Here is a 17,248-nt window from a genome sequence, read left to right as displayed (position 1 = left end):
GGTTTTGTTTTATGGGATATCGGCGTGACGCAGGCGCAAGAAGGCTTTTTACTGACCAGACACTGGCGGGATACCCCTCAGGGTACTGAGGTTGAATTCTGGCTGGCAACGGACAACGGCCCACTAAACGTTACGCTCCCGCCGCAGGAGTCCGTGGCCTTTATTCCTGAAGCTCACGTCGAGAAAGTGAAACAACTGCTACGCGGCGAAAACAACTGGCGCCTTACGCCGCTCCAACTGAAAGATTTCCACCGCCAGCCGGTTTACGGCCTCTACTGCCGCGCCCATCGCCAGTTGATGCGCTATGAAAAGCTGCTTCGTGAAGCAGGCGTGACGCTTTACGAGGCCGACATTCGCCCGCCTGAACGCTTTCTGATGGAGCGATTTATCACCGCCCCCGTCTGGGTAGATGGCACCGCGCAAAACGGCAGGATCGTTAACGCGCGCCTGAAGCCTAATCCGCACTATCGCCCGCCGCTAAAGTGGGTGTCGCTGGATATTGAAACCACCCGCCACGGCGAACTGTACTGCATTGGCCTGGAAGGCTGTGGGCAGCGGGTTGTCTATATGCTCGGGCCGCCGAACGGCGATGCGTCCGCGCTGGATTTTAATCTGGAGTACGTCAACAGCCGCCCGCAACTGCTGGAGAAGCTTAACCAGTGGTTTGCCGAGCACGATCCGGATGTTCTGATCGGCTGGAACGTAGTGCAGTTTGACCTGCGCGTGCTGCAAAAACATGCCGAGCGTTACCGTATCCCGCTGATTCTGGGGCGCGGCAACAGCGAGCTGGAGTGGCGTGAGCACGGTTTTAAGAACGGTGTTTTCTTCGCGCAGGCTAACGGTCGCCTGATTATCGACGGTATCGAGGCGCTGAAATCCGCCTTCTGGAACTTCTCTTCCTTCTCGCTGGAAGCGGTCGCCCAGGCGCTGCTCGGCGAAGGTAAATCCATCGACAATCCCTGGGACCGAATGGACGAGATCGACCGGCGCTTTAATGAAGATAAGCCGGCGCTCGCTACCTATAACCTGAAAGATTGCGAGCTGGTGACGCTGATCTTCCACAAAACCGAGATCATGCCGTTCCTGCTGGAGCGGGCGACGGTGAACGGTCTCGCGGTCGACAGGCACGGCGGCTCGGTAGCGGCCTTCAGCCACCTCTATTTTCCGCGAATGCACCGGGCAGGGTACGTTGCCCCCAACCTCGGGGACGTGCCGCCGCAGGCCAGTCCCGGCGGGTACGTGATGGACTCCCGGCCAGGATTGTATGACTCGGTGCTGGTGCTGGATTATAAAAGCCTGTACCCGTCCATTATCCGCACGTTTCTGATTGATCCGGTGGGGCTGGTGGAGGGGATGGCCCAGCCAGACGATGCGCACAGCACCGAAGGTTTTCTTGGGGCACGCTTCTCGCGGGAAAAACACTGCCTGCCCGAAATTGTGGGAAACATCTGGCACGGCCGCGACGAGGCGAAACGCCACGGCAACAAGCCGCTCTCACAGGCGCTGAAAATCATTATGAACGCCTTTTACGGCGTGCTGGGTACTAGCGCCTGCCGCTTCTTTGATCCCCGTCTGGCGTCGTCCATCACCATGCGCGGGCACGACATTATGCGCCAGACCAAAGCGCTGATTGAATCCCGGGGCTATGACGTGATTTATGGCGATACCGACTCCACCTTTGTCTGGCTGAAAGCCGCCCATTCGGAGGACGACGCCGCGCAAATCGGCAAAGATCTGGTCGCCTTTGTGAACGACTGGTGGCGCGAAACTTTGCAAAAAGAGCGGTTAACCAGCGCATTAGAGCTGGAGTTTGAAACCCATTTCACCCGCTTTTTAATGCCGACCATTCGCGGAACCGACCAGGGCAGCAAGAAGCGCTACGCCGGGCTGATTCAGGAAGGTGACACGCAGCGGATGGTCTTTAAAGGGCTGGAGACGGTGCGCACCGACTGGACGCCACTGGCGCAGCAGTTCCAGCAGACGCTCTACCTGCGGGTGTTTCGCAACGAGCCGTATCAGGACTACGTGCGCGACACCATCGCCAGCCTGATGGCGGGTGAACTGGATGACCAGCTGGTGTATCGCAAGCGCCTGCGCCGCCCGCTGGCCGAATATCAACGTAACGTTCCTCCCCACGTACGCGCCGCGCGGCTGGCGGATGAAGAGAATGTTCGCCGGGGCCGTGCGCCGCAGTATCAGAACCGGGGTACGATCAAATACGTCTGGACAACTAACGGCCCGGAACCCGTTGATTACCAGCAGTCTCCGCTCGATTACGATCACTACCTGACCCGCCAGCTTCAGCCGGTTGCGGAGGGAATTTTACCGTTCATCAATGACGACTTTGCTACACTAGTGACAGGACAACTTGGGCTATTTTGACGCGTGACGAAACCGTTGCCATCCAGTACCATAGCGCCCTTTCCATTCCCGGACCCATTTTTCGATGACCGTCTTTTTTGACGGGGTCGAACTATTGCCTGCAATTAAAGATTAGAGCCGAACAACTATGCCTTTTACACTTGGTCAACGCTGGATCAGCGATACAGAAAGCGAACTTGGATTAGGAACCGTCGTTGCCGTCGATGCGCGCATGGTTACCCTCCTTTTCCCTGCTACCGGTGAAAACCGCCTGTACGCTCGCAATGACTCCCCTGTTACCCGCGTAATGTTCAATCCGGGCGACACCGTGACCAGCCACGAAGGCTGGCAGCTGAAGGTTGAAGACGTAAAAGAAGAGAATGGACTGCTCGCCTACATTGGAACGCGTCTTGATACCGACGAGACGAATGTTATCCTGCGTGAAGTGCTGCTCGACAGCAAACTGGTTTTCAGCAAGCCGCAGGACCGTCTGTTTGCCGGGCAAATCGACCGAATGGATCGCTTCTCCCTGCGCTACCGCGCGCGTAAGTTCCAGAGTGAACAGTACCGCATGCCGTGGAGCGGCCTGCGCGGCCAGCGTACCAGCCTTATTCCCCATCAGCTGAATATCGCCCATGACGTGGGCCGTCGCCATGCGCCTCGCGTGCTGCTGGCTGACGAAGTGGGCCTGGGTAAAACCATCGAAGCAGGCATGATCCTGCACCAGCAGCTGCTCTCTGGCGCTGCCGAGCGCGTGCTGATTGTGGTGCCGGAAACGCTGCAACACCAGTGGCTGGTCGAGATGCTGCGCCGCTTTAACCTGCGCTTCTCCCTGTTCGACGACGAGCGCTATGCCGAAGCCCAGCACGACGCGGACAACCCGTTTGAAACCGAACAGCTGGTGATCTGCTCCCTGGACTTCGTACGCCGCAGCAAGCAGCGCCTGGAGCACCTGTGCGACGCAGAATGGGATCTGATGGTCGTCGACGAAGCGCACCACCTCGTCTGGAGCGAAGATGCGCCAAGCCGTGAATACATGGCGATTGAGCAGCTTGCCGAGCGCGTACCGGGCGTTCTGCTTCTGACCGCCACCCCGGAGCAGCTGGGTCTTGAGAGCCACTTCGCCCGTCTGCGCCTGCTCGATCCGAACCGATTCCACGATTTTGAGCAGTTTGTTGAAGAGCAGAAAAACTACCGTCCGGTGGCGGACGCCGTCGCGCTGCTGCTGGCCGGTAATCGTCTCTCTAATGATGAACTTAACACCCTCAGCGATCTGATCGGCGAGCAGGATATTGAGCCGCTGCTTCAGGCCGCGAACAGCGACAGCGATAATGCGGGATCTGCGCGTAAAGAGCTGATCGACATGCTGATGGACCGTCACGGCACCAGCCGCGTGCTGTTCCGCAACACCCGTAACGGCGTGAAAGGCTTCCCGAAACGCGAGCTGCACACCATCAAACTGCCGCTGCCGACCCAGTACCAGACGGCGATTAAAGTCTCCGGCATTATGGGCACCCGTAAATCAGCGGAAGATCGCGCGCGCGATATGCTCTACCCGGAGCAAATTTATCAGGAATTTGAAGGCGACACTGGCACCTGGTGGAACTTCGATCCGCGCGTGGAGTGGTTAATGGGTTATCTGACCGCGCACCGTTCCCGGAAGGTGCTGGTGATCTGCGCCAAGGCAGCCACCGCCCTGCAACTTGAACAAGTGCTGCGCGAGCGCGAAGGTATTCGCGCCGCCGTGTTCCATGAAGGCATGTCTATTATCGAGCGCGACCGCGCTGCGGCGTGGTTTAGTGAAGAGGACAGCGGCGCGCAGGTTCTGCTGTGCTCCGAAATCGGTTCTGAAGGCCGTAACTTCCAGTTCGCCAGCAATCTGGTGATGTTCGATCTGCCGTTTAACCCGGATCTGCTGGAGCAGCGTATCGGCCGTCTGGATCGTATCGGTCAGGCGCACGATATTCAGATCCACGTTCCGTATCTGGAGAAAACCGCCCAGTCCGTTCTGGTTCGCTGGTACCACGAAGGCCTGGATGCGTTTGAACATACCTGCCCGACGGGCCGCACCATTTATGACCAGGTGCATAGCGATCTGATCGGTTACCTCGCGGCGCCGGAAAACACCGAGGGCTTTGATGAGCTGATCAAATCCTGTCGAGAGAAGCACGACGCGTTGAAAGCTCAGCTGGAGCAGGGTCGCGATCGCCTGCTGGAGATCCACTCCAACGGCGGTGAAAAAGCGCAGCAGCTGGCCGAAAGTATCGAAGAACAGGACGATGACACCAGCCTGATCAGCTTCTCCATGAACCTGTTCGACATCGTCGGCATTAACCAGGACGATCGCGGCGAGAACATGATCGTGCTGACCCCGTCCGATCATATGCTGGTGCCGGATTTCCCGGGCCTGCCGGAAGACGGCTGCACCATCACCTTTGAGCGTGATGTGGCGCTTTCCCGCGAAGATGCACAGTTCATCACCTGGGAGCACCCGCTGATCCGCAACGGTCTGGATCTGATCCTCTCCGGCGATACCGGCAGCAGCACCATCTCCCTGTTGAAGAACAAAGCCTTGCCTGTGGGCACGCTGCTGGTGGAGCTGATCTACGTTGTGGAAGCGCAGGCGCCGAAACAGCTTCAGCTTAACCGCTTCCTGCCGCCAACCCCGGTGCGTCTGCTGCTGGATAAAAACGGTACGAACCTGGCCGGCCAGGTGGAGTTTGAAAGCTTCAACCGTCAGCTGAGCGCGGTGAACCGCCATACCGGCAGTAAGCTGGTGAATGCGGTGCAGCAGGACGTGCATGCCATTCTGCAACTGGGTGAAGCCCAGGCCGAAAAAGCGGCCAGAGTGCTGATCGATGCGGCGCGTAGCGAAGCCGATGAGAAGCTTTCTGCCGAGCTGTCGCGTCTGGAAGCGTTGAAAGCAGTGAACCCTAACATTCGTGACGATGAGCTGGCCGCCATTGAGAGCAACCGCCAGCAGGTGCTGGAAAGCCTGAATCAGGCGGGATGGCGTCTCGACGCCCTGCGTCTTATCGTTGTGACGCATCAGTAAGCGGAGCGCAAGATGGTAATGGAGCCCTACAATCCCCCGATGGATCCGTGGCTGGTCATTCTGTATCAGGACGAGCACATTATGGTGGTTAACAAGCCGAGCGGCTTGTTATCCGTGCCGGGGCGTCTGGAAGAGCATAAAGACAGCGTGATGACGCGTATCCAGCGTGATTATCCCCAGGCCGAGTCTGTCCATCGTCTGGATATGGCGACCAGCGGCGTGATTGTGGTGGCTCTGAATAAAGCGGCAGAACGCGAGCTGAAGCGTCAGTTCCGCGAGCGCGAGCCGAAGAAACAGTATGTCGCGCGCGTCTGGGGCCATCCGGCACAGGCGGAAGGGCTGGTGGATTTACCGCTGATTTGCGACTGGCCGAACCGGCCAAAGCAGAAGGTGTGTTACGAAACCGGCAAGGCCGCGCAAACCGAGTATGAAGTGCTGGAGTACGCGCCGGATAACACCGCGCGCGTCCTGCTGAAGCCGATTACCGGGCGCTCCCACCAGCTGCGTGTGCATATGCTTGCGATGGGTCACCCCATTCTGGGGGACAGATTCTATGCGCCGCCGGAAGCGCTGGCGTTAGCGCCGCGCCTGCAACTGCATGCGCAGACGCTCACCATCACCCACCCTGCTTTCGGCAACGCCATGACGTTCAAAGCCCCGGTGGACTTCTGAAAAAATGGCCCGACTGTGTCGGGCCATTTTTTTATTTAAAACCTTTCTGCTCTTTAATCAGCTCGTAGGCTTTCTGGATTTCCTGCGCTTTTTGTTTCGCCATCTCCATCATCTCTGGCGGCAGGCCTTTCGCCACCAGCTTATCCGGATGGTGCTCGCTCATCAGCTTACGATAGGCGCGTTTGATGGTCGTAACATCGTCAGACGGCTTCACGCCGAGGACGTTACAGGCATCTTCAAGCGTAGGGCCACGCTGCGCCTGCTGCCAGCCGCCGCCGGACGATTGCTGCTGATAACCGCCGCCAAAGTGCGCGCCGCCCTGCATCATGCGCAGGAACTGATCGAACTGCATGCGGGAAATGCCCAACTCTTCAGCAATCACATACAGGACGTCCCGTTCATTCGGATGCAGAGAGCCATCCGCGAAGGCGGCCTGGATTTGAATTTCCAGAAACATCCGAATTAAATCAAAACGCCCGAAACAGATGCTACGGAACTGCCGCATTTTTTCACGCAGCGGGTAGTGATCTGATTTACCAATCCGAAACGCATTCTGCGCCGCGATGCGGGATTCGCCGTGCAGATTCATGCGATCCATAAAGACGCTGGCCACCTGAATATCGGCTTCCGTTACGCGTCCTTTTGATTTGGTTAAGTGCCCCATCACCTCGAAGGTGGTGGAGAAAAAGAGTGACTGGCGCTCGCGCTGGTTGGCAAACCAGGCCATTTTGCGGCTGCGTGCTTTATCAAACATATGGCCGATAATGAGGCCAAGAACAACACCCCAGAATCCGGCACCCATAATAATTGCGAACGCAACGCCGATTATTTTACCCCAATACTGCATATACTCCCCGAATGGTCATGTTCCTGGCCGACGCAACGCCATCATTACAGTGGTCGCGCCACGGTCAATTGAGGGACATCGCCTATAATTTGCATTATCATACTCGTCATTCGATAGCGAGCCTAACACTCTGGCGCGCAAACGGGCAGGATTAACGCTGGTACTGCGCTGATGAGTAAGATAGTCTCTGAGCGTTTGTAAGCCGTAGCCACTGATGACGGAACAATAAAATACAACGTATGAAAAAACGTATCCCCACCCTTCTGGCCACAATGATTGGCACCGCCCTGTATAGCCAACAGGGGCTCGCAGCCGATCTCGCCTCGCAGTGTATGCTTGGCGTCCCAAGTTACAATCGCCCACTGGTGAAAGGCGATACGAATGACTTACCCGTCACCATTAATGCCGACAGCGCAAAAGGTAATTATCCTGACAATGCGACCTTTACGGGCAATGTCGATATTAACCAGGGAAACAGTCGCCTGCTTGCTGACGAAGTGCAATTGCACCAGAAGCAACCGGAAGGTGCTCAGGCGCCTGTCCGTACGGTGGATGCGCTGGGTAATGTGCACTATGACGACAATCAGGTCATCCTGAAAGGTCCGAAAGCCTGGTCGAATCTGAATACCAAAGACACCAACGTCTGGGAAGGTGATTACCAGATGGTCGGTCGTCAGGGGCGCGGTACCGCGGACCTGATGAAGCAGCGCGGCGAAAACCGCTACACCATTCTCGAAAACGGCACGTTTACCTCCTGTTTGCCAGGGTCAAATACCTGGAGCGTTGTGGGCAGTGAAGTGATCCACGACCGTGAAGAACAGGTTGCAGAGATCTGGAACGCCCGTTTTAAACTCGGCCCGGTGCCCATTTTCTATAGCCCTTACCTGCAACTGCCTGTGGGTGACAAACGTCGTTCAGGTTTCCTGATCCCGAACGCCAAGTACAGCACGTCGAACTACTTTGAGTTCTACCTGCCGTACTACTGGAACATTGCGCCCAACATGGACGCCACGATCACGCCGCACTATATCCATAAGCGCGGTAACATCATGTGGGAGAACGAATTCCGCTATCTGACCAAGGCGGGCGCGGGTCTGATGGAATTTGATTATCTGCCATCAGATAAGGTGTTCCAGGACGAGCATCCGAGCGAAGGTGATAAGCACCGCTGGATGTACTACTGGAAGCACGCCGGGGTATTGGATCAGGTGTGGCGCTTCAACATCGACTACACCAAAGTCAGCGATCCGTATTACTTCAACGACTTTGATTCTAAATACGGCTCCAGTACCGACGGTTACGCCACGCAGAAATTCAGCGTGGGCTACGCCATTGAGAACTTTGACGCGACGGTGTCGACCAAACAGTTCCAGGTATTTGATACACAATCGCGTAGTACCTATGGTGCCGAGCCGCAGCTGGACGTGAACTGGTACCAGAACGATGTGGGTCCTTTCGACACGCGCGTTTATGCTCAGGCGGTCCATTTCGTCAACACCAACTCGGATATGCCGGAATCAACGCGTCTGCATATCGAGCCGACGATCAATCTGCCGTGGTCAAACGACTGGGCGAGCCTGAATACCGAAGCTAAGCTGATGGCCACCCACTACCAGCAGAAAAATCTGGACTGGTATAACAAACGCTATGGCACCGATCTTGAAGAGTCGGTAAACCGTACGCTTCCGCAATTCAAAATGGACGGGAAGCTGATCTTCGAACGTGATATGGGCCTTCTCGCCGATGGATACACCCAGACGCTTGAGCCGCGTATGCAGTATCTGTATGTGCCTTATCGCGATCAGAGCAAAATTCAAAACTACGACTCTTCCTTCCTGCAATCAGACTACAGCGGCCTGTTCCGTGACCGTACCTACGGCGGGCTTGACCGTATTGCGTCTGCTAACCAGTTAACGACTGGCGTCACAACGCGCGTATATGATGATGCTGCCGTTGAACGTTTTAACGTTTCTGTTGGTCAAATCTACTATTTCACCGAGTCTCGTACCGGTGATGACGACATTAACTGGGAGAAAGACAACAAAACGGGCTCACTGGTATGGGCGGGCGACACCTACTGGCGCATGACGGATCGTTGGGGTCTGCGCGGTGGTGTTCAGTACGATACACGACTGGACAATATCGCGACGGGCAGCGCAGCCATCGAATACCGTCGTGATGAAGACCGCATGTTGCAGTTGACGTACCGTTACGCCAGCCCGGAGTATATCCAGGCGACGCTGCCAAACTATGCGAATACAGACCAATACAAAGACGGTATTTCACAGGTGGGTACCGCCGCGAGCTGGCCGATCGCCGATCGTTGGTCAGTCGTCGGGGCCTACTACTATGACACGAATGCCCAAAAACCTGCTGACCAGATGCTGGGTCTGCAATACAACTCCTGCTGTTACGCAATACGTGTCGGTTACGAACGCAAACTTAACGGCTGGGATACGCAAAACAGTCAGGGCAAATATGATAACGTGATCGGCTTTAATATCGAGTTGCGCGGCCTGAGTTCTAACTACGGTCTGGGCACGCAGCAGATGCTGCGCTCGAACATTCTGCCGTATCGTAGTTCATTGTAATGTGCTTGATTTACAACGTAATCCGCTTTGCGGTTAATTGAAATGGAAAAAGTATGAAGAACTGGAAAACGCTGCTACTCGGTGTCGCTATGGTTGCGAATACCAGCTTCGCGGCCCCACAGGTTGTCGATAAAGTCGCGGCTGTGGTTAACAACGGCGTCGTGCTTGAAAGTGACGTTGACGGTTTGATGAAATCTGTAAAGCTCAACTCGGGCGAAGCAGGTCAACAGCTTCCGGATGACGCTACGCTGCGCCACCAGATCCTGGAGCGTCTGATCATGGATCAGATTGTTCTTCAGATGGGCCAGAAAATGGGCGTGACGATCTCTGACGAGCAGCTCGATCAGGCGATCGCCAACATTGCAAAGCAGAACAACATTACCCCGGATCAGATGCGTAGCCGCCTGGCCTACGACGGCATCAGCTATGCCACCTACCGTAATCAGATCCGTAAAGAGATGCTGATTTCAGAAGTGCGTAACAATGAAGTCCGTCGCCGCGTCACCATCCTGCCTCAGGAAGTGGATGCCCTGGCAAAACAGGTAGGGAATCAGAATGATGCCAGCACTGAGCTTAACCTGAGCCACATCCTGATCCCACTGCCGGAAAACCCAACCTCCGATCAGGCGGCTGAGGCGGAAAGCCAGGCGCGCGCTATCGTTGAGCAGGCGCGTAATGGCGATGACTTCGGCAAGCTGGCGATCACCTATTCCGCTGACCAGCAGGCGCTGAAAGGCGGCCAGATGGGCTGGGGGCGTATTCAGGAGCTGCCATCCCTGTTTGCCCAGGCGCTGAGCACGGCGAAGAAAGGCGACATCGTCGGTCCAATCCGTTCCGGTGTGGGCTTCCACATTCTGAAAGTGAACGACCTGCGCGGCCAGAGCCAGAACATTTCGGTTACCGAAGTGCATGCGCGTCATATCCTGCTTAAGCCGTCTCCGATCATGACTGACGATCAGGCTCGTGCGAAGCTGGAACAGATCGCCGCAGACATCAAGAGCGGTAAAACCACCTTCGATAAAGCGGCAAAAGAGTTCTCTCAGGATCCTGGCTCTGCAAACCAGGGCGGTGACCTGGGTTGGGCGGCAGCGGATATTTACGATCCGGCTTTCCGCGATGCGTTAATGAAGCTGAATAAAGGCCAGATGAGCGCGCCGGTACACTCCTCCTTCGGCTGGCATCTGATCCAGCTGATGGACACGCGCAACGTGGATAAAACCGACGCGGCGCAGAAAGACCGTGCGTATCGCATGCTGTTTAACCGTAAGTTCTCTGAAGAAGCCGCAACCTGGATGCAGGAACAACGCGCCAGCGCTTACGTGAAAGTGTTGAGCAACTGATGAAACCGCATCGTGTTGTGATCACCCCCGGCGAACCCGCCGGGATTGGGCCTGACCTTGTGGTTCAGCTCGCCCAGCGCAGCTGGCCGGTAGAGTTGGTTGTCTGCGCAGATGCAACACTGTTACAAGACCGGGCAGCTTTGCTCGGTCTGCCTTTAACGCTCCTCCCTTACGTTGAAGGCCAACAGCCCGCACCGCAGCAGGCGGGTACTCTCACCCTGCTTTCTGTTCCGCTCCGTGCGCCTGTTGTCCCCGGTGAGTTACACACCGAAAACGGCCACTACGTCGTCGAGACGCTGGCGCGCGCCTGTGACGGTTGCCTTCAGGGCGAATTTGCCGCCCTGATCACCGGTCCGGTGCATAAAGGCGTGATCAATGACGCGGGCATTCCGTTTACCGGGCATACCGAATTTTTCGAAGAGCGTTCGCACAGCCCGAAAGTGGTGATGATGCTGGCAACCGAAGCAATGCGCGTTGCGCTGGTAACAACGCACCTGCCGATCAAAGCCATTCCGGATGCCATTACGCCTGAACTCTTGCGTGAGATCATTGGCATTTTGCATCACGATCTGCAAACCAAATTCGGCATTCCGCAGCCGCATGTGCTGGTTTGCGGCCTGAATCCGCACGCGGGTGAGGGCGGACATATGGGCACCGAAGAGATCGACACCATCATTCCGGTGCTTGAGGAGATGCGGGCGAAGGGGATGAACCTCAGCGGGCCTCTGCCTGCCGACACCCTTTTCCAGCCCAAATACCTGGATAATGCCGACGCCGTACTCGCGATGTACCACGATCAGGGTCTGCCCGTGCTAAAATACCAGGGCTTTGGCCGCGGGGTGAATATCACCCTCGGTTTACCCTTTATTCGAACGTCCGTTGACCACGGTACTGCGCTGGATCTGGCAGGCCAGGGAAAAGCGGATGTCGGCAGTTTTATTACGGCGCTTAATCTCGCCATCAAAATGATTGTTAATACTCAATGACTAATCGAGTCCATCAGGGCCACTTAGCCCGTAAACGCTTCGGGCAAAACTTCCTCAACGATCAGTTTGTGATCGACAGTATCGTTTCTGCCATTAATCCGCAGAAAGGTCAGGCCATGGTCGAAATCGGCCCGGGTCTTGCCGCGCTGACCGAGCCGGTAGGCGAACGCCTCGACGAACTGACCGTTATCGAACTCGACCGCGATCTGGCCGCGCGTCTGCAAACGCACCCGTTCCTCGGGCCGAAGCTGACGATTTATCAGCAGGATGCGATGACCATGAACTTTGGCGAACTGTCAGAAAAAATGGGACAGCCGCTGCGCGTGTTCGGTAACCTGCCGTACAACATCTCCACCCCGCTGATGTTCCATCTGTTTAGCTATACTGATGCCATTGCCGACATGCACTTCATGTTGCAAAAAGAGGTCGTTAACCGTCTGGTTGCAGGGCCGAACAGTAAAGCGTATGGTCGTTTAAGCGTGATGGCGCAATATTACTGCAACGTGATCCCGGTATTAGAAGTACCGCCTTCCGCGTTCACGCCACCGCCAAAGGTAGATTCTGCGGTTGTGCGCCTGGTGCCACATAAAACGATGCCGTACCCGGTCAAAGACCTGCGCGTGCTGAGCCGTATCACGACAGAAGCCTTTAACCAGCGCCGTAAAACGATTCGTAACAGCCTTGGCAATCTGTTTACCGTTGACGTATTAGCTGAGTTGGGCATCGACCCGGCAATGCGTGCGGAAAATATTTCCGTAGAGCAGTACTGCAAGCTGGCTAATTACATCAGCGACAATGCGCCGCCGAAGGAGAGCTAAGCCATGATTGATTCGCCCCGCGTCTGTGTTCAGGTTCAAAGCGTCTACATTGAGTCCCAATCCACACCGGATGAAGAACGTTTTGTCTTTGCTTATACCGTAACCATTCGCAATCTGGGGCGGATGCCTGTGCAACTGCTCGGGCGCTACTGGCTTATCACCAACGGCAATGGCCGTGAAATTGAAGTCCAGGGCGAAGGCGTGGTCGGTGAACAACCCCATATCGCCCCTGGCGAAGAGTATCAGTACACCAGCGGCGCGGTAATTGAAACGCCGCTGGGTACCATGCAGGGCCATTACGAAATGGTCGATGCCGACGGTAATGCTTTCCGCATTGCTATTCCCGTATTCCGTCTCGCCGTACCTACACTTATTCATTAATCTAATGTCTACATATCTGATTGGCGACGTTCACGGTTGCTACGATGAACTGATCGCATTATTAAAACAGGTCGACTTCACCCCCGGGCAGGACACGCTCTGGCTGACGGGCGACTTAGTGGCGCGCGGTCCCGGTTCCCTGGACGTCCTCCGCTATGTCAAATCGCTAGGCGACAACGTGCGCATGGTGCTGGGCAACCACGATCTGCATCTGCTGGCCGTATACGCCGGGATCAGCCGTAATAAGCCGAAAGATCGCATTACCCCCCTGCTGGAAGCACCGGATGCCGATGAGTTGCTCAACTGGCTGCGTCGCCAGCCGCTGCTACAGATTGACGAAGAGAAAAAGCTGGTGATGGCGCATGCCGGCATCACGCCTCAGTGGGATCTTGAGACGGCAAAAACCTGCGCGCGCGACGCCGAAGCGGTGCTGGCGAGCGACTCCTACCCGTTCTTCCTGGATGCGATGTATGGCGACATGCCGAATAACTGGAGTGATGACCTCAGCGGCCTGGCGCGACTGCGTTTTATCACCAATGCCTTTACGCGCATGCGCTACTGCTTCCCGAACGGGCAGCTGGATATGTATTGCAAAGATACGCCGGAAAATGCGCCTGCGCCGCTTAAGCCGTGGTTTGCCATTCCTGGGCCCGTGACTGACGAATACAGCGTGGTATTTGGGCACTGGGCATCGCTGGAAGGAAAAGGCACCCCGGAAAATATCTACGCGCTGGATACCGGATGCTGCTGGGGCGGGGATTTAACCTGCTTACGCTGGGAAGATAAGACCTACTTTGTGCAGCCATCCAACCGACAGCTGGACTTAGGCGAGGGTGAGGCGGTCGCCTCCTGAAGAGGTTTATCCTCTCCCTTCGGGGAGAGGATAAAACCGTTAACGACGTTCCAGAATTTCGAAGCAGTAGCTGTGCGAGTTCTGCGCATCCGCATCGTGAAACTCACTGAATACAGACTCCCACTCGTCCGGATCGTAATCCGGGAAATGGGTATCCCCTTCCACTTCCGCATCAATGTGCGTCAGATACAGTTTCTGCGCTTTTGGCAGGAACTGCTCATACACACGCCCGCCGCCGATCACCATGATCTCTTCGGCATCGCCGCAGGCGGCAATGGCTTCATCAACGGACTTAACCCACTGAACGCGATCGTCAGTGCCCGGCTGGCTACTGATCACAATATTCTTACGACCCGGCAATGGACGACCAATCGACTCCCAGGTCAGGCGGCCCATCACTACCGGCTTGTTTAACGTAGTACGTTTAAACCATGCGAGATCGGCAGGCAGGTTCCACGGCATGGCGTTTTCCATGCCGATAACGCGGTCTACCGCCAGCGCTGCAATCAGACTGATCATTGAAAATTTCCCGGATGCAAAAAATTGCCGCCACTATACGGAAAGCTTAATCTTTCGTCGACTGGCGGCAGGGTAAAGAATTAGAAATTTTTTAATATTGCTGGCAACTCCACTTCACGCAGAGGGTTTACTCTCCGGTTCATCCGCAGGATCACCGGTATGCTTGCCCTCTTCCGTCCCTTGCCAGCCGTGGCGCTGAACCAGCGACAGGTGATTACGATCCTCGTTGATGATCTCCGTCAGCATGGTGCTGGTGCGTTTAAACACCGCAGCGCGTTCGGTTGCCGTACTGCTTGCCATCGCCACCATCTCTTCCACCATCTCATGATTAAAACGGCGGAACAGATCGGCACGCTCACGCGCTTCATACGCACCAAGTCCCAGGCTTTCCAGCGCCATGCGGCCAGATTTAAGCGCCCCTTCGAAGGTTTCACGTTCAGGGGCTGCCACACCCGCCTGACGCAGCTGGATGTAATGATCCACATCGCGCGCACGGGAAATAATGGTCAGATGCGGAAAATGCTCTTTAACCAGCTCAACCATCTGCATACTGGTTTCAGGATCGTCAATGGCATTAATCAACACCTCGGCTTTCGCCGCCCCGGCGGATTCCAGCAGATCAACCCGGGTCGCATCACCGTAAAACACTTTCATATCGAATTTACGCAGCGTATCGACATGGTCAGGATCGTGATCGAGGATAACCATTTTGACTCCGCTGGAGAGCAGTAAACGGCCGGTAATCTGCCCGAATCGGCCAAATCCGGCGATGATCACCCGCGGCTGCTCCTCGTCGATCTCATCGGCTTCTCGCTCCTGTTCGCTTCCCGTTTTCTCCAGACGCGTCAGCAGCACCAGCAGGATCGGCGTTGCGGCCATCGACAGCGCAACCGCCAGCGTCAGCGCTTTTGCCCATTCCGGATCAAGTACATTTGCCATCTGCGCTGCGCCAAAGACCACGAAAGCAAACTCACTCCCCTGCCCCAGCAGCACGGCAAACCAGCGGCGTTGCGGTTTTGGCACATTTAACGGGCGGGCAATCAGCCACAGCATCGCCATTTTAATGACCAGGAAACCCACCAGCAGAATGATGATGCGCAGCGGATGGGTTACCAGCGTCCCGAAGTCGATAGACATCCCGACGCCGATGAAAAACAGCCCCAGCAGCAATCCTTTAAACGGCTCGATATCGCTTTCCAGCGCGTGACGGTATTCGGAGCTTGCCAGTAAGACTCCCGCGAGGAAGGCGCCCATTGCCATCGACAGCCCGGCCTCTTCCAGCAGCAATCCAAAACCAAACACCAGGAATAACGCAACAGCGCTGAATACTTCGCGCAGGCCAGAGCGAGCAACAAAGCGCAGCAGCGGACGCGTTACGTAGCGACCAAGCAGAACAACCAGCGCCAGCGCACCGGCAACCTTCAGCGCTGATAAGGCAAATGCCCCCAGCGTCGTTGATGCGCCGCTGGTTGCCAGCAGCGGGATCATCGCCACCAGCGGGATGGCGGCAATATCCTGGAACAACAGTACGGAGAAGGTGCTGCGCCCCATTTGCGACACCGTCAGATTACGCTCGTTCATTGCCTGCATGGCAATCGCCGTCGAGGAGAGCGCCAGCGTCATGCCGATCAGCTCTGCGACTTTCCACTCCATCCCCAGCAGAATGCAGAACCCGCCCAACAGCAGACCGCAGGCCAGCATTTGCAGGGCGCCTCCGCCAAACACCGAGGCGCGCAGTTTCCACAGCCGCTGCGGATCCAGCTCCAGACCAATCACAAACAGCATCAGCACCACGCCGATCTCCGCAAAATGCAGGATCGACTCGGCATCCGTCACCAGCCGAAAGCCCCAGGGGCCAATCACACATCCGGCAATCAGATAGCCGAGCACCGAGCCCAGCCCCAGACGAACCGCCACGGGCACAATTAATGCCGCCGCGCCGAGGTAAATCAGCGCCTGTATCAGCGTATGGCTATCCATTGTGCGTCTCCTGCCACTCAAGTAAACGTTGTTTGTAGTGACGAGCCTGCGCCTGCAAGGTTTCATCGTCGCAGACAAAGGTACAGTGCATCGCAAAAGGCGGAAGCCAGTTCAGACCGCAGTAAAGGGCAGTAGCCTGGAGCGGCTGCGCCAGCACGTCAAATCCGGGGAAGGCGCCAATCTCAAAGTGGCTTTCCCCCCCGCCGGTGGTAACAGCCCACATCAGGCTTTTGCCCTGAAGCGCGTTGCCGTTGTGCCCATATGCCCAACCGTGGGAGAAAACTTTGTCGATCCACAATTTCAGCAGCGGAGGCGTGCTGTACCACTGCATCGGATGCTGCCAGACGATCAGATCGGCACGGGATAGCGCCTCCTGTTCGGCGGCGACATCGATATTAAAATCTGGATAGAGTTGATAGAGGGAACGTATCTCTACGTTTTCAAGCGTCCTTGCCTGCTCAAGCATCCGCTTATTCGCATGCGAGTGCTGCGGATAGGGGTGCGCATAAATTATCAGAATCATGTATATGCCCGTCTTTTACTTTTCTTGTGCAATGAGTGTAGACAGTTACCACCCCGACTTAAAGGGGTCATCTTACGCTTCAAAGTAAATCGCAAGTATTGGCAATCATCACCACCTTAACAGCGATTACGGCGCTAAAGAAAGAAAACGACGCGTACGACAAATTCATGCCGCAAAATAATAGTAACAACTCATATTGCCAACAGATATTTTTAGAGGACCTTAAGTCATTCTTTAATAAAACAGTCTGTACATAACCCATTGAAAAAATAATAATTTTACGCTCTTTGTTTTGAGCTCATTATTTAGGCGGTCGATATAC

General features: G+C 55.9%; 13 protein-coding genes. 9 read left to right on the top strand and 4 right to left on the bottom strand.

Annotated features, from left to right (window positions below; genetic code table 11):
* The first annotated feature begins 24 nt into the window (after nucleotides 1-24).
* From polB to rluA, 3 genes are all read left to right on the top strand, one after another.
* A complete protein-coding gene (polB, locus tag ACQG0T_RS03605) occupies nucleotides 25-2,382 on the top strand; it encodes a DNA polymerase II (protein WP_023295909.1) in 2,358 nt (785 codons plus the stop codon).
* A gap of 127 nt (nucleotides 2,383-2,509) precedes the next feature.
* Entirely contained in the window at nucleotides 2,510-5,416 is a 2,907-nt protein-coding gene (gene rapA, locus ACQG0T_RS03600) for an RNA polymerase-associated protein RapA (RefSeq protein ID WP_015572654.1), read from the top strand.
* 12 nt (nucleotides 5,417-5,428) lie between these two features.
* On the top strand, nucleotides 5,429-6,088 hold the full coding sequence (gene rluA / locus ACQG0T_RS03595; protein WP_003856412.1) for a bifunctional tRNA pseudouridine(32) synthase/23S rRNA pseudouridine(746) synthase RluA: 660 nt from the start codon (nucleotides 5,429-5,431) through the stop codon (nucleotides 6,086-6,088).
* Nucleotides 6,089-6,119: 31 nt separating this feature from the next.
* On the opposite strand, the gene djlA is transcribed toward rluA, so the two are convergent.
* Nucleotides 6,120-6,935, bottom strand: a complete 816-nt coding sequence (gene djlA, locus ACQG0T_RS03590; RefSeq protein WP_015572652.1) for a co-chaperone DjlA — start codon at nucleotides 6,933-6,935, stop codon at nucleotides 6,120-6,122.
* Between the two features lie 239 nt (nucleotides 6,936-7,174).
* On the opposite strand from djlA, the gene lptD reads away from it, so the two are divergent.
* The 6 genes from lptD to apaH are packed head-to-tail and all read left to right on the top strand — an operon-like array spanning nucleotide 7,175 to nucleotide 13,904.
* Nucleotides 7,175-9,526, top strand: a complete 2,352-nt coding sequence (gene lptD, locus ACQG0T_RS03585; RefSeq protein WP_017383802.1) for an LPS assembly protein LptD — start codon at nucleotides 7,175-7,177, stop codon at nucleotides 9,524-9,526.
* Nucleotides 9,527-9,579: 53 nt separating this feature from the next.
* Nucleotides 9,580-10,866 carry a peptidylprolyl isomerase SurA gene (gene surA, locus ACQG0T_RS03580; RefSeq protein WP_017383803.1) on the top strand — a complete coding sequence of 429 codons (1,287 nt, stop codon included), beginning with the start codon at nucleotides 9,580-9,582 and terminating at the stop codon, nucleotides 10,864-10,866.
* A complete protein-coding gene (gene pdxA, locus ACQG0T_RS03575) occupies nucleotides 10,866-11,852 on the top strand; it encodes a 4-hydroxythreonine-4-phosphate dehydrogenase PdxA (RefSeq protein ID WP_015572650.1) in 987 nt (328 codons plus the stop codon). Before surA ends, pdxA begins: the two co-directional genes overlap by 1 nt.
* Nucleotides 11,849-12,670: a 16S rRNA (adenine(1518)-N(6)/adenine(1519)-N(6))-dimethyltransferase RsmA gene (gene rsmA / locus ACQG0T_RS03570; RefSeq protein WP_003856423.1), complete on the top strand. Its 822-nt coding sequence runs from the start codon at nucleotides 11,849-11,851 to the stop codon at nucleotides 12,668-12,670. Before pdxA ends, rsmA begins: the two co-directional genes overlap by 4 nt.
* 3 nt (nucleotides 12,671-12,673) lie before the next feature.
* On the top strand, nucleotides 12,674-13,051 hold the full coding sequence (apaG, locus tag ACQG0T_RS03565; RefSeq protein WP_003856425.1) for a Co2+/Mg2+ efflux protein ApaG: 378 nt from the start codon (nucleotides 12,674-12,676) through the stop codon (nucleotides 13,049-13,051).
* 4 nt (nucleotides 13,052-13,055) lie between these two features.
* Nucleotides 13,056-13,904: a bis(5'-nucleosyl)-tetraphosphatase (symmetrical) ApaH gene (gene apaH / locus ACQG0T_RS03560; protein WP_032647209.1), complete on the top strand. Its 849-nt coding sequence runs from the start codon at nucleotides 13,056-13,058 to the stop codon at nucleotides 13,902-13,904.
* A gap of 39 nt (nucleotides 13,905-13,943) precedes the next feature.
* On the opposite strand, the gene folA is transcribed toward apaH, so the two are convergent.
* The 3 genes from folA to kefF all read right to left on the bottom strand — a co-directional run bounded on the left by folA (nucleotide 13,944) and on the right by kefF (nucleotide 16,926).
* Nucleotides 13,944-14,423 (bottom strand): type 3 dihydrofolate reductase, encoded by a 480-nt coding sequence (gene folA, locus ACQG0T_RS03555; RefSeq protein WP_003856431.1) that lies wholly within the window; start codon nucleotides 14,421-14,423, stop codon nucleotides 13,944-13,946.
* Between the two features lie 114 nt (nucleotides 14,424-14,537).
* Nucleotides 14,538-16,403 (bottom strand): glutathione-regulated potassium-efflux system protein KefC, encoded by a 1,866-nt coding sequence (kefC, locus tag ACQG0T_RS03550; RefSeq protein WP_015572648.1) that lies wholly within the window; start codon nucleotides 16,401-16,403, stop codon nucleotides 14,538-14,540.
* Nucleotides 16,396-16,926, bottom strand: coding sequence for a glutathione-regulated potassium-efflux system oxidoreductase KefF (gene kefF, locus ACQG0T_RS03545; RefSeq protein WP_017383806.1), 531 nt, complete (start codon nucleotides 16,924-16,926; stop codon nucleotides 16,396-16,398). Before kefF ends, kefC begins: the two co-directional genes overlap by 8 nt.
* Nucleotides 16,927-17,248: the final 322 nt, after the last annotated feature.

It is taken from the genome of Enterobacter cloacae complex sp. 302F9 (genome assembly GCF_050030335.1).
Taxonomy (GTDB): Bacteria; Pseudomonadota; Gammaproteobacteria; order Enterobacterales; family Enterobacteriaceae; genus Enterobacter; species Enterobacter hormaechei_C.
This window is presented reverse-complemented; position numbering and strand designations above follow the sequence as displayed.

Excerpts from the sequence above, each read along its gene's own strand:
- rapA (WP_015572654.1), top strand. The coding sequence starts at position 2,510 with ATGCCTTTTACACTTGGTCAACGCTGGATCAGCGATACAGAAAGCGAA.
- rluA (WP_003856412.1), top strand. The coding sequence starts at position 5,429 with ATGGTAATGGAGCCCTACAATCCCCCGATGGATCCGTGGCTGGTCATT.
- djlA (WP_015572652.1), bottom strand. The coding sequence starts at position 6,935 with ATGCAGTATTGGGGTAAAATAATCGGCGTTGCGTTCGCAATTATTATG.
- lptD (WP_017383802.1), top strand. The coding sequence starts at position 7,175 with ATGAAAAAACGTATCCCCACCCTTCTGGCCACAATGATTGGCACCGCC.
- surA (WP_017383803.1), top strand. The coding sequence starts at position 9,580 with ATGAAGAACTGGAAAACGCTGCTACTCGGTGTCGCTATGGTTGCGAAT.
- pdxA (WP_015572650.1), top strand. The coding sequence starts at position 10,866 with ATGAAACCGCATCGTGTTGTGATCACCCCCGGCGAACCCGCCGGGATT.
- rsmA (WP_003856423.1), top strand. The coding sequence starts at position 11,849 with ATGACTAATCGAGTCCATCAGGGCCACTTAGCCCGTAAACGCTTCGGG.
- apaG (WP_003856425.1), top strand. The coding sequence starts at position 12,674 with ATGATTGATTCGCCCCGCGTCTGTGTTCAGGTTCAAAGCGTCTACATT.
- apaH (WP_032647209.1), top strand. The coding sequence starts at position 13,056 with ATGTCTACATATCTGATTGGCGACGTTCACGGTTGCTACGATGAACTG.
- folA (WP_003856431.1), bottom strand. The coding sequence starts at position 14,423 with ATGATCAGTCTGATTGCAGCGCTGGCGGTAGACCGCGTTATCGGCATG.
- kefC (WP_015572648.1), bottom strand. The coding sequence starts at position 16,403 with ATGGATAGCCATACGCTGATACAGGCGCTGATTTACCTCGGCGCGGCG.
- kefF (WP_017383806.1), bottom strand. The coding sequence starts at position 16,926 with ATGATTCTGATAATTTATGCGCACCCCTATCCGCAGCACTCGCATGCG.